The sequence below is a fragment of the Ignavibacteria bacterium genome, from assembly GCA_025612375.1.
In the GTDB taxonomy this organism is placed as follows: domain Bacteria; phylum Bacteroidota; class Ignavibacteria; order Ignavibacteriales; family SURF-24; genus JAAXKN01.
Map to the genome: position 1 here is coordinate 1 of JAAXKN010000003.1, position 26,144 is coordinate 26,144.

Annotated in this window: 18 protein-coding genes; 10 read left to right on the plus strand and 8 right to left on the minus strand. The window is 40.3% G+C overall.

Annotation, left to right across the window (positions count from 1 at the left end):
* Nucleotides 1–138: 138 nt before the first annotated feature.
* From HF312_03220 to HF312_03245, 6 genes are all read right to left on the minus strand, one after another.
* Nucleotides 139–1,029 carry a helix-turn-helix transcriptional regulator gene (locus HF312_03220; GenBank protein MCU7519198.1) on the minus strand — a complete coding sequence of 297 codons (891 nt, stop codon included), beginning with the start codon at nt 1,027–1,029 and terminating at the stop codon, nt 139–141.
* 108 nt (nt 1,030–1,137) lie between these two features.
* A complete protein-coding gene (locus HF312_03225; protein ID MCU7519199.1) occupies nt 1,138–1,707 on the minus strand; it encodes a sugar O-acetyltransferase in 570 nt (189 codons plus the stop codon).
* 39 nt (nt 1,708–1,746) lie between these two features.
* Nucleotides 1,747–2,928, minus strand: coding sequence for an NAD(P)-dependent alcohol dehydrogenase (locus tag HF312_03230; protein MCU7519200.1), 1,182 nt, complete (start codon nt 2,926–2,928; stop codon nt 1,747–1,749).
* A gap of 496 nt (nt 2,929–3,424) precedes the next feature.
* Nucleotides 3,425–3,796 carry a DUF2255 family protein gene (locus HF312_03235; GenBank protein ID MCU7519201.1) on the minus strand — a complete coding sequence of 124 codons (372 nt, stop codon included), beginning with the start codon at nt 3,794–3,796 and terminating at the stop codon, nt 3,425–3,427.
* Complete coding sequence (locus tag HF312_03240) at nt 3,780–4,214, minus strand: cupin domain-containing protein (protein ID MCU7519202.1); 435 nt, start codon at nt 4,212–4,214, stop codon at nt 3,780–3,782. Before HF312_03240 ends, HF312_03235 begins: the two co-directional genes overlap by 17 nt.
* A gap of 167 nt (nt 4,215–4,381) precedes the next feature.
* Nucleotides 4,382–5,125, minus strand: a complete 744-nt coding sequence (locus tag HF312_03245; GenBank protein ID MCU7519203.1) for an SDR family oxidoreductase — start codon at nt 5,123–5,125, stop codon at nt 4,382–4,384.
* A gap of 812 nt (nt 5,126–5,937) precedes the next feature.
* Here HF312_03245 and HF312_03250 point away from each other — a divergent pair.
* The 10 genes from HF312_03250 to HF312_03295 all read left to right on the plus strand — a co-directional run bounded on the left by HF312_03250 (nt 5,938) and on the right by HF312_03295 (nt 22,842).
* Nucleotides 5,938–7,293 carry a T9SS type A sorting domain-containing protein gene (locus HF312_03250; protein MCU7519204.1) on the plus strand — a complete coding sequence of 452 codons (1,356 nt, stop codon included), beginning with the start codon at nt 5,938–5,940 and terminating at the stop codon, nt 7,291–7,293.
* Between the two features lie 437 nt (nt 7,294–7,730).
* Entirely contained in the window at nt 7,731–8,321 is a 591-nt protein-coding gene (locus HF312_03255; GenBank protein ID MCU7519205.1) for a hypothetical protein, read from the plus strand.
* 25 nt (nt 8,322–8,346) lie between these two features.
* On the plus strand, nt 8,347–11,082 hold the full coding sequence (locus tag HF312_03260; protein ID MCU7519206.1) for a T9SS type A sorting domain-containing protein: 2,736 nt from the start codon (nt 8,347–8,349) through the stop codon (nt 11,080–11,082).
* 138 nt (nt 11,083–11,220) lie between these two features.
* On the plus strand, nt 11,221–13,992 hold the full coding sequence (locus tag HF312_03265; GenBank protein ID MCU7519207.1) for a T9SS type A sorting domain-containing protein: 2,772 nt from the start codon (nt 11,221–11,223) through the stop codon (nt 13,990–13,992).
* Between the two features lie 339 nt (nt 13,993–14,331).
* Nucleotides 14,332–14,976 (plus strand): NADPH-dependent F420 reductase, encoded by a 645-nt coding sequence (locus HF312_03270; GenBank protein MCU7519208.1) that lies wholly within the window; start codon nt 14,332–14,334, stop codon nt 14,974–14,976.
* 330 nt (nt 14,977–15,306) lie between these two features.
* Nucleotides 15,307–15,876 (plus strand): YceI family protein, encoded by a 570-nt coding sequence (locus HF312_03275; GenBank protein MCU7519209.1) that lies wholly within the window; start codon nt 15,307–15,309, stop codon nt 15,874–15,876.
* Between the two features lie 301 nt (nt 15,877–16,177).
* Nucleotides 16,178–16,894, plus strand: a complete 717-nt coding sequence (locus tag HF312_03280) for a hypothetical protein (GenBank protein ID MCU7519210.1) — start codon at nt 16,178–16,180, stop codon at nt 16,892–16,894.
* A gap of 41 nt (nt 16,895–16,935) precedes the next feature.
* The gene (locus HF312_03285) at nt 16,936–17,265 is read left to right on the plus strand and encodes a hypothetical protein (GenBank protein ID MCU7519211.1); all 330 of its coding nucleotides are present in this window, start codon (nt 16,936–16,938) and stop codon (nt 17,263–17,265) included.
* 266 nt (nt 17,266–17,531) lie between these two features.
* A complete protein-coding gene (locus HF312_03290; GenBank protein MCU7519212.1) occupies nt 17,532–20,306 on the plus strand; it encodes a T9SS type A sorting domain-containing protein in 2,775 nt (924 codons plus the stop codon).
* A 394-nt stretch (nt 20,307–20,700) separates the two neighbouring features.
* A complete protein-coding gene (locus HF312_03295) occupies nt 20,701–22,842 on the plus strand; it encodes a T9SS type A sorting domain-containing protein (protein MCU7519213.1) in 2,142 nt (713 codons plus the stop codon).
* 71 nt (nt 22,843–22,913) lie between these two features.
* Here HF312_03295 and HF312_03300 read toward each other — a convergent pair whose 3' ends face one another.
* Both HF312_03300 and manA read right to left on the minus strand, forming a co-directional pair.
* Nucleotides 22,914–24,410, minus strand: a complete 1,497-nt coding sequence (locus tag HF312_03300; protein MCU7519214.1) for a T9SS type A sorting domain-containing protein — start codon at nt 24,408–24,410, stop codon at nt 22,914–22,916.
* A 454-nt stretch (nt 24,411–24,864) separates the two neighbouring features.
* Nucleotides 24,865–26,106, minus strand: coding sequence for a mannose-6-phosphate isomerase, class I (gene manA, locus HF312_03305; GenBank protein MCU7519215.1), 1,242 nt, complete (start codon nt 26,104–26,106; stop codon nt 24,865–24,867).
* Nucleotides 26,107–26,144 lie beyond the last annotated feature (38 nt).

Sequence of the window (26,144 nt, forward strand, 5' to 3'; positions counted from 1 at the left end):
TTTTTTCACCTTAAATTATTCCATATTTTTGTCCAGTTTTTGGGGGGAACTATATCTTTACACCATTATTTAGTTCTATTTCCTTCACATAATTTCCCTTTTTTTTAATGTTTCAGATTATAGATCCTAAGAATTATATTAATTCATGATCTGGTTTTTATATTCTTTTGGACTTAAGCCTACCTCTTTCTTAAACAGTCTGGAGAAGTAAGGCGGATTATCAAAGCCAAGCTGATATGCAATTTCAGAAATACTCTTCTCTCCGGAAACAATCATATTCTTAGCCTCGGAGATCACAAAAAGATGTATAAGCTCCATTGCGGTTTTCCCCGTTTCCTGCTTTAGGAGGTCGCTTAAGTATTTTGGAGAAAGATTGAGCTGGAGCGCCATCTGGTTAACCGTAGGCAAACCCTTCTCAGCTGCTTCTCTGGTCTCAAAATAACCGACAAGATACTCGTTGAATTTTGTAATTGTTGAACCTGATAAGGGTTTCCTGTCTATGAATTGCCGCTTATAAAAGCGCTGAGCATACTTCAGCATCGAATCAAGATGGGAGAGAATAATGGGTTTACTGAACTCATCGGGATTGTTGTGATACTCGGCTTCAATTTTATGGTATAAAGACCACATAACTTCTTTTTCTCTTGGAGAAAGATGAAGGGCTTCATTGATTTCATAATCAAAGAAATTATATTTCCTGATCTCCTTGAATAAAGAATGCCCCATTAAGTAATCCTCATGGAAGTAAATTGAAAATCCCTTCTCTTTAATTTCTACATCGTATATATTAAGGACTTGTCCTGGTTTCAAAAAATACATCAGCCCTTTATCACTGTCATACTTTGTCTTCCCATACCAAAACTCTCCACTTTCTATCTTCTTAAAACAGATTGTATAAAAGTCGTATGAAACTTCCTTATTTTTCATAGCTTCACTGGCTTCATTAAATTGGACCAACCCCAACAGGGGATTCTCCGGTGCCGGAACCCCCTGATATTCAAACAGATCGCTTATTTTCTTAAAATGCATCAGCTTCTCCTTTTACTTTATACTTTAACTATAAAACATCATGCTCCAGATGCCCCTGCCTTCGAGCATAAGTGTAGTAATTGGTATGAAATCAATAATTAAATTTTACTAATCAACTGTTTTAATGATCTTAGCAGGGATTCCACCAACGACCATATTGGCCGGGACATCTTTAGAAACTAAAGCACCGGCGGCCACGACGGAATTCTCCCCTACAGTTACACCTGGCAATATGGTAACACCAGCTCCAATCCATGCGTTCCTTTTAATAACTATCGGCTTTACGATAAGAGCCTTTCTCTCAGCAGGATTCACAGGGTGACTTTCAGTAATAAGATTGACTTTAGGACCTAAAAGAACATCATCTTCAATCGTTATTCCTCCCAAATCCAAAAAACTACAGGCATGATTGATAAATACATTTCGTCCTATCTTTATGAATTTTCCAAAATTGGTGTAAAATGGGATGTAAATTTTAGTGCTCTTATCCAGAGTACTACCAATTATTTCACTCACAATATTTCGTATCTGATCAACATTTGTCGCCGCATTAAGCTTTGCAGATAAAGGCATTGTCCTGGAAACTACCTCAAAGATCCTGGAATATTGAGGATCATCAAATGGAATGGCCTCTCCAGACCTCATTCTATCAAAGATGTCATCCTTATTTTTGTCCATACTTACCCTGTTTACCCTATCTTAAATAAATTACCTTTATTAAAATGTTGCAGCATCAATTACAAATCTGTAGCGGGCTTCTTTATTCATTACCTTTGCCCAGGCATCATTGATCTCTTCAGCTTTAATAATCTGTATCTGCGGATGAATTTTATTATCTGCACAATACTGAACAACTTCCTGAGTTTCCGGTATACCGCCAATTAAGGAGGCATTATAGTTAACACGCGAAGCGGCAAGTCCAATATTGCTTAATTTTTCTTCAAAACCAACGGGCATGCCCACCTGTGTAAAAAAGCCGTTAGGCTTTACAACTGACGCATAGGAAGCTATATCAAATTGTACAGGGATGGTAGAAATCATATAGTCCAGTTTCCCTTTATACGGCTTAAACTTTTCCGGACTGTCCACAACAATGGCTTCTTTTGCTCCAAATTTAAGAATATCCTTTACTTTATCCGGAGATGTTGTAAAAGCGTATACCTCGGCACCCATGGATACTGCCAGTTTAATGGCCATATGCCCTAACCCTCCGATGCCGGCAACACCTACTTTATCTCCTTTCTTGAATTTTGCTTTCATAAGAGGTGAATAGGTGGTAATTCCTGCACAAAGCAGTGGTGCCGCTTCCTGGAAGCTGATATTTTCCGGAATATGAACAGCAAAATGATCCCTTACAACAATGTTACTTGAATATCCACCCTGGCTAATGCCGGAAGGAGATGTTTTATCAGGATAACCATATGTAAAGAGTGTCTTACCATTATCACAGAACTGCTCTTCCCCGTGTTTACAGCTTTCACATTCCATACAGCTGTCCACCATACAGCCTACGCCTGCCCTGTCGCCCACCTTAAATTTAGTTACGTTTTTACCAATTGCCGAAACAACACCCACAATCTCGTGACCCGGAACCTGAGGATACTGCTGAGCTCCCCAGTCCCCTCTCATCTGATGAATATCGGAATGGCAGATGCTTGCATATTTAATTTCAATTAAAATATCGTTATCGCCAACGGGCCTGCGTTCAAACTCCCAGGGGCTTAATTTCCCGGATGTATCTTTTGCTGCGTATCCTCTGGATTTAATATTTTGTGACATTTTTTCTCCTTCATTTTCTCTTGCGTTAAAATTTGTAGTTCCAGCCAGCAATATTCCTGCTCCCAGCAGTGCAGATTGCTGCATAAATTTTCTTCTCGAGATATTGTTTGCTGTACTCATTTTATGAACTCCAATTACTGATTAAATTATCAGGTTAAAACTCACAGTACTAAAATAAGAAACGCATTAGCTAATGGACTTATACAAAAGGCGGAATTACTTATACATTTTACGGCCGGGTATTTTTATGGACTTCACCAGTCATTCTATGTGCTAAATTACATATTTGCCTCATACAACCAATCATATACTATATTAGTTTATGAAGCCCGACCAATGAGTGTCCTGCATTTTCCGGGAACATGCTGGTAGATTAAACTTAATGCTACAGCAACTGAACACCTCACGACTATCCTATTGGCTCAATCAGCACTGAGATGAGTGCAACCTTTGCGCCTCCAATTCTGTCAGGAAGATGCGGCCTAATGTAAAGGCAACACTCAAGGCATCAGAAGGGTTTTGATTGCCCTCCTCTCATCCATTGCTTTATATCCTCCTGCGACTTTTTCAAGCGGCAGTTTCAGATCGTTTGATCGATTTTATCCAATTAATATACTCACGACAGTTTGACCTTCACTGTAGCCGAACGGGCACGTGAATTTAACATCGGACTTAGATAGGGATTTCCATTATATTTCTTACGGTAAGCGTCATCTATCAGATCATTTACAGGTCCGGTAATAGACTCGAATGTAACTTCCTTCGTCATACCGGCAGCTGTTATGCGGCCTGCCTTCTGCTTCATGGCAGATTTATACCAACTAGAGTCCTGTCCGTTGTATGCCCTCACGTAAAGATCATTTCCGACTACAACTGACCAGATCCAGGTCGGTGTACCATATGTCTTTCCATCATCACGAAAAGGTGAAATGTGCAGGTCATCAGTTTCTGCTATCTTATTTAATTCCTCTTTAGGCCATGCAGCCATTGTGGGTTCTCCTTTCTTTACTCAGGCTTCGGTATTGCTCATCACTGACCTTTTCCATCCAGTCGACAGCTTTACCATTTTTCTCTTCCTGAATAGCAATATGGCTCATTGCTTTATCCGGGGAAGCTCCGTGCCAGTGTTTTTCTCCGGGTGTAAACCAGACTACATCGCCCGGATAGATTTCTTCAATGGGACCGCCTTCACGCTGCACCCAGCCCAGCCCTGATATTACAATAAGTGTCTGGCCGGCAGGATGGGTATGCCAGGCAGTTCTTGCTCCCGGTTCAAATGTAACCAGCGCTCCAGCCGCATTGGTTGCTTCCCTTTTCTGAAAAAGCGGATCTATTCTAACAGACCCTGTGAACCAATCTTCCGGTCCTTTTACTGATGCTTGTGAGCCATTTTTTATAATTTCCATTTATATTATCCTTTCTTCAATGTTATTACCTGCAAAATATCATATTATTTCAGTGTACGAATAATCATCTTCATAGTTAAAGACATTTCGTGAGCGCTTTATCCGCAAACAGATGATATATATTTGAGAATATAAAACCACTGTGAGCTCTTTGCACGCTACTAGCTTCACCAACTCTGCCTGGATGGGCCGATGGTTATTTCATTAACTGTTGTGTCTTCAGGCTGATCTATTGCATACGCTACAACATCAGCTATACGGTCTGCCGGAATACCATACTGATCATAGAGTGCGGTCATTCCCTGGGCCATATTTTTATCAGTAATCGTATCCAATAATTCGGTGTTAATTGCGGCAGGATAAATTGTCGTCGTACGAATATTGGTTCCTTCCTGCGCAGACTCCATGCGCAGCACTTCCATGAAATCACGTACAAACCATTTTGTCCCGCCATAGACCGCACCGCCCGGGTAACTCTTTAATCCGGCAACCGATGAGGTTGTAATAACATGTCCTGACTTTTGGCTTACAAACTGTGGCAACACAGCTGCAACGCCATTTAGAACACCTTTGATATTGACATCAACCATTTGATTCCATTCACTGGTTTTCAATGCAGAAAGCGGAGAATTCGGCATAAGTCCGGCATTCAAAAAAATGGAATCGATCTTTCCATATTTTTTCATGGCAAGTTCAACAATATTTGTGTTGTCCGATGGTTTAACTACATTCATAATTTGGTAGATTGCCTGTCCCCCGGTTCTTTGAATTTCATCAACCAAGGTTTTTAATTTTTGCTCACGGCGTGCGCCTAAAACAACTTTAGCGCCCTTAGCTGCAAGCAGTTTTGCAGTTGCCTCACCAATTCCTGATGATGCACCTGTAATAATCACAACTTTATCCTTAATCATAATATAACTCCCTTAAATTTCGAGGTTTTTATTCCAGCCATAAATGATTCATCATAGTAAATGAGTTTATCATTACACTACTAAAATAAGAATTCAAGATTCGCTGGACGTATACAAAAGGCGGAATTACTTATACATTTTTACGGGCAGTTAAACGGTTCCTTTTATAAGGAGAAAGGATTCCCATTGTTATTCAAAAATAAAATAATCATTTCACCCTTGGCTTTTATTGAGAAGTTTATTTTGATGAAATAGCTTGAAGTGATATTTAGTTCAAGCCCTTGAAGATTCTTCCTTTGAGGGCTTTTTTGTTGAAAAATATTTAGGACATTTTTAGGACATCGACTAATCAGAAATGCCCAAAACAGCCTGAATTCCAGACATTTCAAGGGGCTGCGGAAAATCTCCCCCTTTCCGCATATAAAAACTCAAAGACGGATTAAAAACGTTTTTGAGCTTTTTTCTCAAAGTAACACCCATTACTACGCCATAACTCTCCTGTTTTACCAATTGAGTTCATTTTGGGGATATACAGTAAAAATTCCTTTCCCCAATTGACAAACCGCTTTACTTTGCACCCCGATACAGTAAAAACCGCCTGATTTATAGATAGTCTGTCTCATTTTAATAAAAAAAGTCAGGCCATTGTATTTCAAATTCAAACATATTAGATTTGAAGGAATTATTACCGGACATCTTGCGTGGATCCCAACTTATCAAATAATACATATATTTTTTGCTCATTTGCTGATCATATTATTAAGAACAATTCCGTACTTATAAATTAACGTTCAACAAAGGGGGTCAATAATATGTCCTGGAAAATTGTCACATATTCGATTATAGTTGCTGCTTTTATCTCCTCCCATGCAACTCTTATGGCTCAGTCCTGGTCTTTTCAGACAAGTCCCTTAGTTTCCGGGGATACAACGGAAATCGGTAAAGTTCAATTTGTTAGCCCCACCGAAGGCTGGATTTCAGTCGGCACTGGGGGCCGCCTGCTCCATTCAACTGATGCAGGGGAAAATTGGATAATGGTAACACCTTTTCCTGATGATACTGTCTGGTGTTCTTCTGATCCGGCAATATCCATGTCATGGGCAGATCAGACTCACGGTTGGAAAATTAATTCTTTTGGCTCCAGCTTTGGCACTTCCTACGGAGTCGTAATTTATCAAACTGCAGATGGTGGAAAATCGTGGCAAAAGAAAGTGCTTTCCACAACAAAAGGCGATATGGGTTTCCAGATTCAATTTGTTGATGTAAATCACGGATGGCTTCTGTATTTTAATTTCTCGACACAGGCATACACATATTTGAAAACTTCGGACGGCGGGAAAAATTGGGCCCCGTTTAACGGAGCCGGAATATTTCATTTTGTGGATATGAATAATGGCTGGGCATTTTATGGATTCGGTATGAATGGAGACCAGCCCCCATTCAAAATATTACATACTACAAATGGCGGTACCGATTGGGCAGAACAATTTTCTGATAACTCGGCCGGTAATTACAATGCGATCTTTTTTCCCGACACAAATAATGGATGGATTGTTGGTGATGAAGGCAAGGTTCTAAAAACTGCTGATGGCGGCAAAAACTGGAATTATGTTACTAACAGCGGAATAAACCCGAATGACCGAAGCAAAACGGTCTTCTTTCTGGATGCAAACAATGGCTGGATTTCTACCAAAGACGAAAATAGATATGGGGTTATCCAGCATACAACAGATGGCGGCAAAAGCTGGACGAGACAGACTACCCCTTTGACAAATCCACAAGGCGGTAATGCAATTTTCAACATTTATTTTATTGATGCCAATAATGGATGGTTAACTGCCAGTAATAGAAAAATATGTCACTTTACAGGACCGACAGGAATTGAGGAAAACAACAATTTTCCAAATGAGTTTTTACTGTGCCAGAATTATCCGAACCCATTCAACCCTTCAACAACAATAGGCTATTCGATTAAGAAAGCTGGTCAGGTTAAGCTCTCGGTATTTGATGCGCTAGGGGAAATGGTTGCTGTTATTATAGATGAATATAAACCTGCGGGAAGCTACAGCGTTAGCTTTGACGGAAGTAGCCTTCCAAGCGGAGTATACCTTTACAGGCTTGAATCAGGCGCATACAATGCTTCAAGGAAGTTTGTCTTATTAAAATAAGATCAAGCGATATTTAATTAAAAGCCCTTAAATGCAAATGCTTTAAGGGCTTTTTGTTGTAATAACATTAGGACATTTATAGGATATAGGCTAATCGGAAATGATCAAAACAGCCTGAGTTCTCAGCATTTTGGATAGTTGCGCATTACATCCCCTTTCCCTCTGGTTAAACTCAAAGACGGATTAATACGCTTTTTGACTTTTTGCATTTTACTACTTTCCGGCCCCACTTGAAGACTAAACTGACTCATCAGGCATAAGCACCATTTTTGCAACAGGATATAAGTCTTAAACTCAAAATTGATCTAACCAATATTAAAACCAGACTTTTTGAGGAACAAAATGAAATAAATTTCCGGTTTTCCGAATTTATATAAATTTTGTTATTTTGTACCCGTAAAGTTTGGAATAACAAATATTGCCGGAGGTTTTTTATTATGAAAATATTCTGCCATTCTTTGAATAAAAACCTTGAGCCAATTTTGTTCGCTGCGGCAATTTTATCTGCAGCACTGATCTCTGGCGGCTGCGGCAATAATAAACAGAGCGACCCAAAACAAACTGATTCATTGCATTCTCCGGCACAGAATTCTTCGGCACAGCCACCCGTAAATGCATTGCCTGACTTTAACTGCACGGGCTATATTGAAGCAGTATCTTCCGGTATGCCTGCAAATTACGTTTTAATCGATACCGTGGAATGGTTCAGCGGCAATGATGCATTAAAGGCATATTCGGAAGATAAGAAGAAAAAACTTTCTAATCTTACTGATCCCCCGCAGGGTTTCTATATAAGAAATCCTAAAAAAGATTCGCTTAAAATTAAAATTTCCGCCAAACCTGTAATTATTATGCAGACACTTTCACTTGATACTTCCGGAAATTTTAAGTTCAACGAGGCCATCAGCCTGCAGAAATTCCTTTCGATCTTCAGCCGGAAAGATTATGCTGAGTTCAGGCAAAAACCTTTTTCATTTAAGATAATGAATGGTGAGATAATCTCAGTTAAAGAAAAATATATCCCTTAGACTAACTCTTACCTGGAGCTTTTTCATGAAGTATTTTTTACTGTTCCTGTACTTTGTCTTTTCGATCGGTTCTGTTAACGGGCAGGCTGTTTTTACAAAGCTTGCAGAAAAAAGATATTCTGATCTTCCTGTAAATTTAAGAATTGAAAATTCAGGTATCTACTGCATTTCATCTTTTGATCTTGTTAAAGATGATATATGGCTTAATGCTTTCGATTCCCCCGTAAGTTACTGCATTACTGGCAATCGTCTCCAAAAGACAATTAACCAGAACAGATCCGCAGAAGGTTTCATTCCGGGCAGCGATAAGCTCCAATGTGCTTTGCCGGATAATCAGATCACTTCAGATCCGAACAACCGTTATACCTTAAAGAGATCATTCCTCTTTAATAAGCAGGATGTTTTTGAAGATGACTGCGGTATTCTTTCAAATGCTGCGGGAGAAAAAATTACAGTAAATGTTAAAAACCGGAACGAGCTTGTATTGAATTATGAAATACAAAATTTCAATAAAACATTTAAGCTGAACTTCCCTTCCACCCTGGCATATTCTGACCTGATTGGAATAGATTCAAAAGGAAATTCTTTTGTCCTCGTAGAAACTTATGTATGTGAAATTCCCCTGAGGGTTAAGCGTGAGGTTTATACTTTGTCTCCTGAAGGCAGTGTACTTTCAATACTGGAAGTACCTTCAATTAAATACCTTTATATGGTGCGCGATTTCCAGGTAGATGCTGAAGGGAACCTTTATCACCTGCTAACCGAAGAAGACAAGCTCACTCTGATCAAATGGAGTAATCTTACAATTCCTGCCTCCGGAAAGATTTCATATCCTCAGGAATATAATTATGAACTGAATTATAATAATATTGTACCCAATACTGAAGCTGTGGTTTCTGCCGGCCTGAATGAAAGTTTAGGAAAACAAAACTCCGGCGTTCAGGCTGTAAGCAGGAGTACTGCTTTAAGAATCGCAGAAAGCTATGTCCTTTATAAATATCAATGCAAGCAAAACAACCTCGCACCTTCAGATGTAACCGGTCCCGATGGCGACGTGGTAAGAACACCATCATGGCTTATAGTTGGAATGAACGCAAAGGTCCCATATATGTGGGGTGGATTCTGTACACTCTCAGCTTTCTCGAACGGTCTTCTTAGCGGCAGGTATTCCGGCGATATAAACACAGCCGGTGTTTCCGGCTATGCCGTCGGTGTTGATTGTTCAGGATTTGTAAGCCGCTGCTGGTCATTAAACTATCATTGTACTACATCCGGTATGCCTGATATTACAACGCAATATTCAAGCTGGGATGAAATGAAGCCGGGAGATGCCGTGCTTAAAAACGGGCACGTAAGAATGTTTATTGATAAAGCTTCAAACGGTGCTTTGAGAATTGCTGAGGCCTCCGCCCGCGACTGGGCAGTTTCTTACTGGACTTATACACCCTCAGACCTGACTGCCTACACACCAAGGTCTTATAACGGGATGATAAATGATTATTCTGTAAAGCAGCCTCTGCTCTTAAGCGCATTAAAGCAGTCAGATGGAACGGCAAAAATTACCTTCAGCTGCGATACTGCCGGAGTAAAGGGCTTCAGGCTTTATAGCTCTGCAGACGGCACAAACTGGAGGCAGATCCAAAATGAAAATACATTAAACTCATTCTCTACAACAGTTACGATGAGCGGCAATACCGAATATTACCGTGTTTCAAGCGTACTTAACAATTCAACTTTAACTGAAAGCGGCTTGTCAAACGCTCTCGGCACTGGGAAATCATCCACCGCGGCAAAAAAGATTCTGATAGTCGACGGCTTCGACCGTGATGCCGGCGGCTGGAGGGGCAATGGAACTGTCTTTACCATTAGGTATGGCAATGCATTATCAGCATTGAACATGCCTTTTGAATCGGTAAAAAGTTCTCAGCTGGCAAACCTATCAGGCATCCTTAACAATTATGATGCTGTTTATTGGATGTCGGGCGATGAAAGCACGCTTAATGAAACCTTCAGTACGGCAGAACAGGCATTGGTACAAAGCTATCTTGAAGGCGGCGGAAAACTTTTCGTCTCAGGCAGCGAAATAGGCTGGGACCTCTCAGCCAAGGGAACAGCATCTGATAAGAGCTTTTACAGCACTTACCTGAAAGCAAGTTTTTTAAATGACAATGCATCTTCAAAATCCGCAGCCGGTGTTGCCGGTTCAGCACTTGGAGGGACAAATTTTAATTTCGCGCAGACATATGAAGTCGGCTACCCGGATGAGATTGGAATCTCCGGGGGCAGCACATTATGCATGCAGTACGCAAATGGCAAAGGTGCCGGCATCCAATATTCAGGCACACTCGGTGCTTCCACGAATGCCGCAAAGTTAATTTATCTTGGCTTTCCTCTTGAGACTACGGCTAATGATACAGCATTTAATTCCGTGATTACCAAATCTTCCAGGTTCTTTTTCCCGGAGTTCAGCGCTGTCTCACTTAATGGAAATGCGCCTCAAAGTTTCAGCCTGTTGCAGAATTACCCAAATCCTTTCAATCCTTCGACAATTATAACATATGCGCTTCCCAGGCTGTCCCATGTAGATTTGAAAATATACGACATGCTGGGGCGTGAAGTATCAACACTTGTCAGTAAAGAACAGAGTGCAGGCGAGTATAAGGTTCAGTTTGACGCCTCTTCCCTTCCCAGCGGAATGTATGTATATTCTATAGAGGCCGGGGAGTTCAGAGCCTCAAAGAAACTCCTCCTGATTAAATAACATCAAGCGATATTTGAAGCCCTGGAAGATTTATCCTGTTTGAGTTTTGCTTTAATATTTCATAATTTTTCACGGTCCTTTCCGGGAAAGCGAATTTCATACTTTTTCAACATGACCGCACTTATAACTGGAGGAGCCATGAAACTGGCGAAAAGGCTTTCACTTGTTTTTGTTCTTTTTATCACCCTTACCAATGCCGCATTTGGTATCAATGAAATAATAGTCAGAGCCCCTGACATTCATTTATCTAAGCCGGGTTATATTGATAAGGCTACACTGGTAATAGAGCCGCTGGGCGGATATTCTGAAGAGTCACTTTACCTGGAATATTCCGATCACGGGCAGTTCAGTCCCGGGCAGAAAATTGAGATCATTCACAGATTTGAATTGCCCCAGGGAGCGGTTGTAAATGACATGTGGCTGTGGATCGGAGACAGTGTGATGAAAGCAGTCTGCATGGACACATGGAAGACAAAACCGGTTTATGACAGCACAGCAGGTATGAAAGGCACCCCGGCATTTTTAACAAAAAAAGGTAATCAGTACGAACTGCACATTTATCCCCTTGAGCCCGGGAAATTCAGAAAAATAAAGCTGAACTTTATCACTCCTGCCCAATGGATCGGCAAGACAGCAGTAACTGAACTTCCACTCTTAATGCTGAAATCGAATAACAACACGCTCAAACCTCTTGAAATACTTTTTAGAACAAAGCAGGATATGTGGGGAGAAGCCCGGATCAGTGAAAGTCCTGACCAGACATTCAAATTTCTTAAGGACACTGCTGGTTATGAGTATAAACTATTGAATCTTACCGACATCAGCCAGTTCAACAGCCTTAAGCTGACTAACAGCATCAATATGCAGAATGGTTTTTACTCTGACTTAAATAAAGGAACAGACAGTCTTACTTATTTCCAGGCATCATTTCATTTTGGGGATGCTTTCGGCCTCAGTATTGACAGTACCAGTAAAAAGAATCTTATTGGAATTGACCTGAGTGGAGACAATTACAAGAATTTTTCTACTTTAATCCCCAACTTAAAAAAGTTGCTCAAAGCTTCACTTAAGGCGAATGATTACTTTAAGATCATTGTAAGCGGGTCAGGCAAAACAAGAAAATTATCATCAGATTGGATACCTGCTGCTCCTGCCAATATTGATAATTCACTGGATAAATTTGAGCATAGTACTTTTGCTGACTCAATAACTCAAAGCAGGTTTCTGAATTTAACTTTCTGTGATAGCAACGCATCAAAATGCTGGAAATTTTCCGGAATTGTGTCCTCTGCTAATGTTGAAGTGTTCGAAAATATGTATGCGGCTTCTGATAACTTCAGTAAAACGGACATAATTGCTTCCTACGATCATGGACTTGAGCGTGTGCCATCTCCAACAGAGCTGTCTAAAATCCTTGCATGCTTAGATGCCTTCTTCCTTAAAGGCGGAAGATTTCTTACATATTTTGATTTTAATCGTAATCATGCTGAACAGGTGGCTTCTCATTACATTAATGGCTTAAACGCAAAATCATATAATCACAACTCAATGACATTATACCGGAACATAAATGGAAATATCGGATCAGACTTCCCTGACAGCATAGACCATACTGAAACATATATTTTGAAATATAGTGACCCTGACGTTAAAGTGGAACTGCAGGACAATGATGGGAACCCCGTTATAATTTCCAAGCGGATCGGGAAAGGTTTGATTGTAGTTTCAGGCCTATGGTCATTTAACGATGACGCTACGCAAAAAAGACTCTTAGAATTGCCGATTATGGGACTTAAGCATTCGTTTGTTCCATTTCTTGTCAAGCAGAATTTGAATGCCATAAGTACTGAATATTCAAAGAATAAATTTGATAAAGCTCTTGTAATAAGCAATTCCGATTCTCTGGTCTTAGAGCAGAATTCATATGTTTGGGCAAATGCCTATGCAGCCCAATTCGACAGTTCGTCAAAACCGGTTTTCAATTCTGTCAACCTGATCGATGGTACTTTTGGTGTGCCGCAATCAGTAACTGTGGGTAATGTTACTTATTACAACAGCGGTTTTTTGTTAAAAAAAGTTGCCGATTATATGAATGGAATTCATTTTGAGACTCATCTGAATGACTGGGACATCATATCTTCTATGCTCCCGGCATATTCCATTCCTTCGCTTGAACAACTTACCTTCCATATATCAGTCGAAAACGAACTCGTTAAGATTTTGGACTTTAGAGAAATCAAACCCGAGCCCCAGGATAACATCAGTCCCAGATTCTATATCGGCTCAGCTTCAGGAGAAAGCGAAATTAAGTTAAGTTTTGAAGTAAAGTTCATCGGAATTGATTCTTTGAAGACATGTACTTTTACTATACCGGTATATCATGGTACACCTCAATTATATCCCATAATTTCTGCAATGCTGGGGTATGAGAAAATGAAAAAAATCCTTGCCAATAGTAGCTTTGATCCAGCAAGGATTGTTCAGCTTGCTTTGAAAGACAATCTACTGTGTGACTATACTTCCCTGCTGGCACTGGAGCCAAATGATAATATTCATTTTATGGAAAATCCTTTTGATGAGTCAAATTTAACTCGTCTTGAGTATGAACCGAAGGCTGATTCATCAGGCTTCTCAGTTTTCCCGAATCCGTTTAATTCCCAGACAAAAATTCTTGTTAAGGTTAAGAGCCCCTCAAAGGTGAATCTTTATATTTTTAACATTTTAGGACAGCTTGTAAAAACAATTGCCGATGGTGAGGAGGTAAATTCAGGCAGGTACTATATGTGGGATGGAAAGAATTCCTTTAATCAGACTGTAAGCAGCGGCATTTATCTCACAAGAGTTGAACTTAAGGAAAAAAGTACAAATAAAATCCAGACATTTACCAGAAAACTTCTCCTGCTGAAATAAGGAATGCAGGGGGATGGCTACAAGAAAGGCCAGTCATTTATGACTGGCTTTTTTTTACTTTTGGCACTTCTTTTCAAAAATGCTGGGTGTCACATCCGCCATCTCCGATACCTGTAATTCAAATAGCTTTCCGTTTTCCATAATAAATGCCGCCCGGCATTGTGTCATAAATTCGGCATGGTTATGGGCTTTTATTCTTATTAGCTTAATTTATGATTAAACCTGAAGACAATGATCAGGAACTTTGAACCGGTACTTTTCCGATTCTTATCTGTATGCAAAAATATGTCTTCAGTTAACATATTTATATTTTAACTAACAAGAATGAAAGGAATCAGAATGGACGTAACAATTATCGGTACAGGAAAAATGGCAGAAGGAATTTCGACAAGACTTCTCTCAGGGGGCAACAACATAACATTTTTAGGGCACAAGCCGCATGAAGCCGACGAGCTTATAAGCAGACTCTCCTCATCTGCCGCAGGAGGTGCTGCAGTTAAAGCAGCCTCACCCGGAAACCCCGTTGAGGGAGAGATTGTAATTCTTGCAATCCCCTATTCTGCAGCCTCTTCTGTCGTAAGAGACTACAGCCGGCAGCTGCAGGGAAAAATAGTTGTTGATATAACAAATCCATTGAACCAGAGCTACGATGGCCTTGTAACAAAACCCGGCACTTCTGCGGCAGAGGAAATTGCAGGGCTGTTGCCTCAGGGTGCCAGGCTGGTCAAGGCATTTAATACTACTTTTGCCGGAACTCTGAAAAAAGGTGAAGTCGCCGGGCAGAAGCTGGATGTATTCATTGCCGGCGATGATGCAGAAGCCAAAAGAACAATCAGCAGTCTTGTCTCTTCGGGCAATATGAGAGCAATTGATGCGGGACCTCTTAAAAGAGCCCGTGACCTGGAGGCACTTGCTTTTTTATTGATATCCCTGCAGGGTACAATGAAAACTAATTTTATGAGCATCATAAAAATTCTGGAATAATGCTGCTTATAAAGCTAATAAAGGATTTCAAAAAGCGGCCCTTTTTGTGGTTCACTTTTTCTTGAAGCGCTGCAGCCTGTATATAAAATCAGCAAAGAAATAAAGAGCAGCAGAGTCAGTATTAAAGATTTCATTTATTCTACCCTTTTTTTTCAAATTAACTTGACAAAAAGAGAAAACCATATTATATTTGTGTTATAACACACATGTTTTAAGACAGGCAGCAAGACAGGAAGTTAAATTTTTTTATAATTTTACGTGTTATAACATATATTGTTGTAACATGTGTTAAGTACAGATTAAACCAAAATAAAACAAAGGAAATACAATATGAGTACCCAGATTAGCAATACAGTAAACGAAAACATCACTTCAGCCCTCTGGACATTGGATCCGGCTCACTCAAGGCTTGAGTTTTCGGCAAAGCACATGGTCATCTCTAGCGTAAAAGGGCATTTTAATTCATATGAAGTAAATGTCCGTACAGATGGCGATGATTTCAGAACTGCTGAGATAGACGTTACAATTGACGCAGGAAGCATCGATACCGGCAATAACGACAGGGATAATCATCTGAAATCAGACGACTTCTTTAATGCAGAGAAATATCCGGCCATTACCTTTAAGGGGTCTTCAGTCAGGCAGACCGATGATGAACACTACAAAGTCCTGGGTTATCTTACAATCAGGGGGATCTCAAAACCTGTTGAGCTGAACGTAGAGTACGGCGGAACGGTAAACGATCCATGGGGAAACCTCAGAACAGGGTTCAGCCTGAGCGGCAGCATTGACCGCTTTGATTACGACCTGAAATGGAACGCCCTTATGGAAACCGGAGGGGCAATTGTAGGCAGAACAATTAAAATTAGCGCAGATATTGAGCTGGTAAAACAGAAATAAATGCCTTAGTCTGATAAACTTATCCCTGCCGGAGACGTCCTGTCCGGCAGGGACAATTAATGATATTTCCCGGAATATTCTTCCCCGTAAACAGCCATTCTATGTGGCCCATTTGAAAATTCCTCACATTTATTTAATTTTTCTCATCATTTTTTTCCGAAAATGCTCTTCGTCACCATATATATATGTAAGAAGAAATATTTTTGTGCATCCCGGCGCTAAAAGTAGTTCTGACCTGTTTCCTTAAGAATTTTCATGAGGCCATCAATTCTTAATAAACTTTAATCTTAGGAGAAATATTATGAAACTTCACACTCTTTTGGTTTTAATTGCTGTACTGTTTGTAAGTTCAGTCAATAATGTTTCAATAGCCCAGGTTCAGGATTCTGTCGTAAAGACAAATTTACCCGGCAATACCTTTTATTTCTATTTCATCAATGGTTATGCCCTTGCCTATAAGTTCTATAATTCCGGGAACTCCGACTTCAGGCTTCGCATCGATTTTTCAAGCTCGTATTCAGATAACAAAATCGACCGGAATAGTGAATACAAAAGTTCCTCGACGGATAAACGAATTTATGAGAATACCAGCACAAGCAGCCTGAATAATATTACAGCGGAATTTGCTTACTCATACAATTTCTACAGATCCCATCTTGGTCAGGCCTATCTGGGTGTGGGTCCTTTTATTTCGTATAGCAGATTAAAACAGGAGTCGTCAAATAATAATACTTATCCCGAAAATACCGGATATAATCAGAATGACAACAGTCTTAAATACGGTTTTTCTGCAGGACTTTCGGCATTCATCGGTCTGGAAGCTTTCATAAGTCAGAGCATCCGTGTTTTTGCTGAGACTCAGCTTACAGGCGGAAGGACCTGGAACAAATCAGAAGTTAAATATGAGGAAATGTCGCTATCGAGTTCTACCAGGACGATAACGACCTCTAATGATACAAACAGCAGCTGGTCCTATAATTTAACTTCTGTCAGAATCGGTCTTGGAATAAGTATTTAATAAAATTCTTTCCTGCTAAATAGCAGAATTTAGGAGACAAAATGAGTCCAGAGACAAGAATTGCCCTGCTGAAGGAACTGGAGAATTTAAAAAGGATCCGGTCCAGGAACAGCTATTCAGGGGCGTGGATAGGCTTATTGGTATCAGTTATATGGATTGTGCAGATTGAATACGTTATGAGCAAACCCGGGTGGTCATCCGCAATATTAAACGGATGCATGATGGTTCTAGCGCTGGGTCTTCTGCTGGAGAGTTTTTATGTTATTCTAAGGCATAATACAGACAGGAGAATGATTCTCCTTATTGAGGCGCTGCTGGATAGCCAAAAAGGTTTTGCAGAAATGCCGGAAAATCAGAACTCCCGTGGCTGAATCAGCCCCGGGCGGCAGATATTTTACTCCATTCTGCCCATTCAATGGAGACAAAGTCATTCAAGAATAAATTGAGTCATTTTTGCGAACTAAATGTCTTTCAAATGCTCTAATAATCTTTTATACCAGTAGACAATGCTTCTGCCGGAATCTTATCGCTTCCTTTGAATTTAGCTTAATAATTCATAGTTTTTGGACGATTAGTTTCCATGGAAGCAAATTTTCATACTTTATCAATTTTTGTTGCATCTTTAGCTGGAGGAGTCATGAAACTGACGAAAATGTTCTCGCTTGCTATTATCCTTCTAATCGCCCTTACTAAATCCACATTTGGCATCAATGAAGTAATTGTCAGAGTTCCTGATATCTATTTATCAAAGCCAGGTTATATTGACAAGGCGACACTTGTAGTAGAACCACTTGGCGGGTACTCGGAACAATCACTTTACCTGGAATACTCCGATCATGGCCAGTTCAGCCCCGGACAGAAAGTTGAAATTATTCACAGATTTGAACTACCCCAGGGGGCAGTTGTAAATGACCTCTGGTTATGGATCGGCGATAGCGTGATGAAGGCAATCTGCATGGATACGTGGACAGCACGATCAATTTATGACAGCATTGTAAGCATGAAACGAGATCCGGCTTTTTTAACTAAGAAAGGAAACCAATACGAACTGCATATTTATCCATTAGAGTCTGGGAAATTAAGAAAAATAAAGCTGAATTTTATTACTCCAACTCGCTGGGTAGGCTCGACCGCTGCAACTGAACTTCCATTATTAATGCTAAAATCAAATAACAATGCAGTAAAGCCCCTTGAAGTTCTTTTTAGAACAAAGCAGGACATGTGGGGTGAAGCCGGGATCAATGAAAGTCCTGATCAAACATTCAAATTTCTGAAGGACACAGCAGGTTACGAGTATAAACTATTAAATCTTACCGACATCAGCCAGTTCAATAGCCTTAAGTTGAACTACAAAATCAATATGCAGAATGGCTTTTACTCTGATTTAAATAAAGGAAGTGACAGTCTCACCTATTTCCAATCCTCATTCAAGCTCAAGGATGTTTTCGGCCTCAGTATCGATAGTACGAGTAAAAAGAATCTTATTGGAATTGATTTAAGCGGCAGCAGTAATAAGAACTACTCGATATTAATACCTAATTTAAAAAAGTTGTTCAAAGCCTCACTTAAGCCTAATGATTACTTTAATGTTATTGTAAGCGGAGCAGGCAATACAAAAATATTATCATCATCCTGGATACCTGCTGCTCCGGTCAATATCGATAATACGCTGGATGGATTTGTACAAAGTAAATACGCCGATTCTATAAGTCAAAGCAAACTTCCAAATTTAACGTACTGTGATAGCCATGCCCCAAATTGCTGGGGATTTACGGGAATTGAGTTATTTGCTAACATAAATAAATTTGATAATATTTACCTGGCCACAGAAATCTTCAATAAATCAAACATTATTGCTTCATACGATCAAGGCTTTGAGAGGATACCATCTTCAACTGAATTACCTAAGATCCTGGCATCTTTAGATACTTTCTTCCTGAACGGGGGAAGATTTGTTACCTATTATGATAAAAACCGAGACAATAGGCTCGAACCAGTAGCCACACATTATATAAATGGCTTAAGCACAAAAGCAGCCAATCACAATTCAATGACATTCTATCGCAATATAAATGGGAATATCGGACTAGACTTTCCTGAGAGCATAGATCATGCCGGGACATATACACTAAAATATGATGATCCTGACGTTAAAATTGAACTGCAGGACAAAGATGGGAACCCTGTTGTAATTTCCAAAAGGATCGGGAAAGGCCTGATTGTGGTTTCCGGTATTTGGTCGTTCAACGATGATGCTCCCTTAAAAAAACTTTTAGGAATGCCGCTCCTGGGACTTAATCATTCAAAAGCTCCATCTCAGTTGGGACAGACTCTGAATGCTATGAGTGATGAATATACAAAAAATAAATTTGACAGGGCTCTTGTCATAAGCAACTCCGATTCTCTGATTTTAGATCAGGATGCATTTGCATGGTCTGGTAATTATGCATCCCGATTCAGCAGTTCAGCAAAACCGGTCTTCAATTCAATCAATCTTATTGATGGTACTGTAAGTGTACCGCCATCTGTTACTGTAGATAATGTCACCTATTATGGCAGTGGTTTCTTATTAAAAAAAGTCGCCGATAATTTGAAGGGAATTCATTTTGAGGCTCATCTGAACGACTGGGATATTATGTGTTCAATGCTTTCAGCATATTCCATTCCTTCACTTGAACAATTTACCCTCAGGGCATCCGCAGATGACAGTCCCGATAAGATTTTGGAAATAAGAGAGATCAGGCAGGATCCGCAGGATAATAACAGTCCTAAATTTTTCATCGGTTCAGCCAACGCAGAAAGTGAGATTACGCTAGATATAGCAGCAAAGTTCACCGGGATTGATTCTCTAAAGACACGTTCTTTTACTGTACCAATTTTTCATGACACACCTCAAATAAACCCCGTAATTTCTGCAATGCTGGGAAATGAGGCGATAAAAGGATACTTTGCAAATGGGGGCTTTGACACAACAAAAATTGTTCAGCTTGCGTTAAAGTATAATCTGTTATGTGATTATACTGCCCTGCTTGCATTGGAACCGAACGATAAAATTCATTTTATGAAAGATCCTTTTGATGAATCTAAATTAACAAAAGTTGAGGATGAACCGAAGGCTGATTCACTAGGCTTTTCTGTTTTCCCGAATCCGTTCAATTCTCAGACGAAAATTCTTGTCAGGGTAAAGAGCCCATCAAAGGTGAATCTGTATATTTTCAATATTTTGGGACAGCTTGTTAAAACAATTGCCGACGGCGAGGAATTAATTGCGGGTAAATTTTACACTTGGGATGGCAGGGATTCCTTTAATCAGCCTGTCAGCAGCGGCATTTATCTTACAAGAGTTGAGCTAAAGGAAAGAGATTCGAATAAAATCCAAGCTTTTACAAGGAAACTTCTCCTGTTAAAATAGAGAATTTAAGGAAAGGCCAGCCATTTATGACTGGCCTTTTTACTTTTTAAGCTGCTCATTCAGGATACTTACAGGGCAAAATGGAAGGCGCTGCACTTAATCAGCCTTTACACGCGTAAAGGTGAAATTACCCTGCCCTTCAGTTGCTATTCAATGCGGCCCAAAGAAGAATCTCCTCACTTTTTCAGTATACTTTTCCGAGAACGCCCTCCGTCACCATTTTATATATTGAGAGCTTAATTTTTTGAGATCTTTAACTTGCCTCTGTAATTAATGACTCAAAACTGGTTTGTATTTTTTCTCCAAAATCTATAAACTTGAAACGCAGAAATCAAAGACACTGTTTCTGCTTTCCACGGAGTTCTACAGTTTTAGTAATAAATAAGGTTGCTGAATGAAACTTCTAAAAATTCTATCATTATTTCTTTTCTTTTCATCTCTCATTTACGCCCAGTCCGACGAGTGGATTAACTACAAGCCTCAAAGTGTTGTAAGTTGCCAGGCAGTTGATGGGCAATTCCTGTGGATCGGAACCGGAAGCTATCTTACAAAACTGAATATGCTGACTGGTGAAAGAGATCTCTTCTGTCCTGAAAATTCCGGATTGCCTGGATATAACATTAATGCAATTGCAGTAGACCATAAAGGGAACAAATGGGTTGGGACAAATTTAGGACTCGTAAAATACAACGACACTACATGGACCGTATATGATACATCTAATTCGGATTTGCCGGAAAACTATGTCCTGTCAATTGCCTTGGATAAGCAGGACAATTTGTGGATTGCAAACGGCTTGGGAACTGTAAGATTCGATGGTATAAATTGGACCACATATAAAATAAATGGTTCTATTACTCCAGCCGGCGTCGTTCAATCTGCTGCGGTTGATAATAAAGGGAATAAATGGTTTGCATGCTATGGCGGCGGACTGTTAAAATTTAACGATACCACATGGACTGTATACAACAGTTCCAATTCCGGATTGCTAGACAATTATTCCCATACACTTGCTATCGATAATGATGGAAATAAATGGATGTCTTGCTGGGCCGGGCTTGTTAAATTTGACAATAGTACATGGACAACATATAACCATTCTAACTCGAAATTACCGGATGACGGGATCCGGTCAATTGCAGTGGATTCTCTGGGAAATAAGTGGATCGCCACTAATGCAGGCCTGGCAAAATTTGACGGCAAAAACTGGACAGTATTCAACAGTTCCAATTCCGGACTGCCGGAAAATCAGGTCTTATCTGTGGTAATTGATGATATGGGAAATAAGTGGGTGGGAACAACTTACCGGATTTCCAGGTTCGATGACCAGAATTGGACGGTGTACAGGACTTCCAACTCAGGTCTTCTGTATACCGGGACCAACCAGATTGCCATAGACAGCCACAATAATAAATGGATGGCAGATAATTCTGTATTAACAAAATATGACGGAACTGAATGGACCGTCTATCGCCCTACTTTAACCGGAGTCTCCAATGCACAAATCACTTCAATCGCAATAGACCTTCAGGGGTATAAATGGATCGGATCAGACCTTGGCCTCTTCAGATTTGATGATACGACCTGGACAGTGTATAACAGCACAAATTTCGGGCTGCCTGGAAATTACGTAACATCAGTTGCCGTAGATTCCAAGGGTAATAAATGGCTTGGAATAGATTACACTGCCGGCCTGTTAAAATTTGACGGCCAGGACTGGAAATTTTATAGTACCTCAAATTCCGGTTTCCCAGGAATGTACATAGTTAATTCCATCTTAATTGATGAGAATGAGAATAAATGGCTTGGAACCTCAACATATGGGGAACTGATTGAGTATAACGACACAACGTGGACAGTATATGATAAGTCCAATTCAGGACTTCCACAGGATCTGGTTACTGTAGTTGCCTCAGATCAACAAGGGAATAAATGGATTGGGACTAAAAATAGTGGAGTAGTCAAATTTGACGGCAGCAGTTGGACGGTCTATAATAAAACCAATTCAGCTTTAAGCTCTAACTATATATATTCAATATGCTTTGATCAGAAGAATAACATCTGGCTTGGAACGAATAACGGCCTGGGTAAGTTTGACGGGAAGGTCTGGACTGTGTTTAACAGCTCAAATTCAGGTTTGGACGCAAAGTTTGTTAAATCAGTAACAGTTGATAAGGATGGCAATAAATGGATAGCTACAGATAAAGGGGTGTCGGTCTTAAAAGGAGAAGGTATATTAGCAGAAGTTAAGACAGATAAGGTTTCGCACCCGGAAATGTTTTCACTTAGCCAGAATTACCCAAATCCCTTTAACCCGTCGACAAAAATTTCCTTTACAATTCCCGAAGGAAGATTTGTAAAACTTCTGGTTTATGATATGCTCGGGAAAGAAGTAGGAGTACTTGCAAATGAATACAGGTCTGCCGGAACGCATACGGTTCAGTTTGATGCCTCTTCCCTGCCCAGCGGAATGTACATATATTCCATTCAGGCCGGAGAGTTCAGAAGTTCAAAGAAACTTCTCCTGATTAAATAGCATTAAGAATTTTTCAATTCAAAGCCCTCAGGATATTTTTCCTCGAGGGCTTTTTGTTAATAGCACTTCTATCATTTCAGTAGTATGAACTTTTTAGCGGTACTGTAGCCGCCGGACTCAAGCCTGTAAATGTATACTCCACTTGGAAGGCGGCTGCCGTCAAACCTTACAGAGTAGCTGCCTGCAGTCTGGTATTCATCTACAACTGAAGTGACCACCTTTCCCAGTGCATCATAAACTATCAATCTTACCCTGCCATCGCTTTTTATGAAATAATTTATTGCCGTAGACGGATTAAACGGATTTGGGTAATTCTGAGAAAGTGTAAAGTCCCGGATAGCATAAGGATCTTCCTCCGGCAGCAGATCATATCTAATCTTTACAACTGCACCTGAGACCGGCAACTGATCCAACTGATCTTTCCCCCAGTTATAACGGAAGTTATAATCACTAAAAGGAGTTGCTGAATATTCCCACTCACCTTCATCCCAGCTGAAAGATTCTCCCTTAACTGCATTCCCGTTACCGTCGTATGTATAAGTAATTCTGAATGCATTCTCCCAACTATTACCGGACGGGAACTGGGAAATAACTGAAATGAGGCTGCCGGCTTCATCATATGCTCTTGTTGTCAGCCATCGTTTTACAAACGTACTGTCCTGCCATGCTTCATTAAGTGTGGAAGTGCAGCTGCCTTTAATATCATAAGTATTTGTAATTCTGTCACGGCGGCTGAGGATTCCATCCTGCCAGTCCTCATAAATTTCAGAAATCCTGTTTCCCCGGCTGTCATACGTATAAGCAGAACTGTTGGTTTTAACCCAGGCCTCACGCCCCCACCTTTCATACAAATATGAAAGTTCATTGCCCGCATTGTCAAAACTGTAAGTGACCCTTCCAATTCTAACCCATGCCCCATCCACAAAATTTTCCTGCATAATTGTACTGCCATTATTGCTATAAGTGCTGCTTATCCTGGTAAAATCAGTCCAGCGGCCGTCTTCAAGCCTCTGATATAGTGAGCTAAGCCGTCTGCCATTGCTATCGTAGTCATAAATATTTCTAAAATTGTTTACCCATGCGGTATCGGTAAAGTATTCCGTATTTTCATAGCGCAGATTATCATTAATGTCGTAGGTATAAATGACCCTGCTATGATAATTCCAGCAGCTATTTGACCAGATAAACCTGGTTTCCATTAGCAGATTGCCTTTAGAGTCGTACTTGAATGTTCTTCTGAAATACCTTACCAATGAGCCATCCTGGTTATTCTCTTCAGTTTCGGTTAACAGATTGCCCTTATTGTCATAGGTCCGGGTATATCTTTTACTTGAGTCAATTAAAATTTCTGAGGGGCGGTAGACCAGGTCACCCGATTCATTATCCGTCCGGGCTTTGCGGAGATTTTTGCTTGAGAGTTTCTGCCCGGTAAAGGGCGAAAGGTGGTTCTCATGCCTTAAGAAGCATGGCGCGGCATCAGGAAGTCCCATATCCTGTTCAATTTTTTGCGGGTAGGCACCTGCCTGCAGAAGTGCCATTAAAATATATAAGCAGAAAAGGCTTTTCACTCCGGGCTCCGGTTTGTTCTATTGAGTAAGACCAAAACAACTTATCATCAGCGTTCTGAAAAGCGGGTAAATTTCCCTCCTGTAATTTAAGGAGGTTATAACTATAAATACATTAAAAAATTGAAATATGAAACTTCCAATTTTCGACCTTTTTGTGATGACAAAAAAAAGGAAAGAAAGTCCGGACTACTCAGGAGTCCGGACTATTTATTTTCTTTAATTTTCTTTAAATATTTCTTTAGGTATCTGTAAGCCTTTGTTTTATAATGACTTAAGTGGTGGTGCTGTGTACCATTTGGTCACCAGACAGTGTACCATTTGGTCACCAGTTCCGGGTACCATTTGGTCACCATTTCTGAGTACCATTTGGTCACCTGTGTACCATTTGGTCCACTGTCCGTAATTCCCCAATAAAAAGTTAGAACGGGAAATTTTCAGGATTCTTTATCCCCAATTATCTGGACTTTGGAATGGAAGCTCTGAAGACCAGGGAGCCCTTGCTGAAATATATTTTCAGCTCTTTTACCATTGCAGGTATCAGAAGTGAGTCACCTTTTCTATATGACACTTTTTTCCCATTTAATTCAACAGAAATATTTCCTTCCAGAATCAGAAGAATGCTCACGCTGCTGTTATCCATAACTCTGGAGGAATCTTCTTTGAACTTCCACCTGGTAATTTCAAATTCCCTAGCCGGAACGCGGTATACATTTTCTTCATTTTCCTGGGAATTGCTGTTTATAATTTCAACCGGATGAAGGTTGTAGGATAGTATTTCAAGAAGCGAGTCGATATCCTTAAACTTTGGCGTAAGCCCTGCGCGGACAACATTATCGGAATTTGCCATGCATTCAATTATGTTCCCCTTCAGGTAAGCGTGAGGAATGCCCGCATCTAGAAAGATTCCCTCGCCTTCTTTAAGTTCAACAAGGTTAAAAAGAAATACGGGGAAGAGCCCTACGTCAGTTCCATACTGCTTCTCAAGCTCCAGGAAAAGGTGCTCTTCTTCAGTCCTTAGCGCTGGTTCCCTGCTAAGGATTTCCGTTTTTATTTTTTCAACTGCAGTTTTTAACTCATCAGGATGTGAGACTGATTTCTTTACAATTTCTTCATACAGGGATTTAACCTTGTTTTCATCGGAAAGCCATGAGCTTTGAATTTCATCCGTTATTTTACCGCCGGTAAACTCCTTTAGTCCGCCATAGCTTTCAACGGCTTTCAAGAATTTATCAAGCGGCTTAAAACCGACCAGTGCCTTAAGGCTGTCGAGGGCAATTGCAATTTCGGGTTTATGGTTATCGTCGGGGTAATTCTTAGGGTCCTTCTGGTGAAGAATTCCGGCTTTAGCTTTATCCGGGTGGGCCTGTATGGATAAGGCTTCAGAAGCAGAAAGTACTTTAAGAAGAAACGGGAGTTTTCCGTCAAACTTCTCTGCAACATCTTTGCCCAGAACCTCTTCCGGAAATTCATCTATCAGTTCGTTAAGGCTGATTTCCTTTCCACCGGAAAGAACGGCAGAAGAAGGTGCCTTAGGATGGGCTCCGATCCAGAGTTCAGCATACGGCTTACCCTCTTCGGGCTTGATGCCGAGGAGCTTTGGAATTACGGCCTCATTTCCCCTTGCGCCCCATTCATAGTTCTGTATTTTATTTTTAAGCAGGTATGCTACCGGCTCGATCTTTATTTCCTCAGACATAGTTACTTATTCCCAATCCTCTGCTTTTGTAATTACAA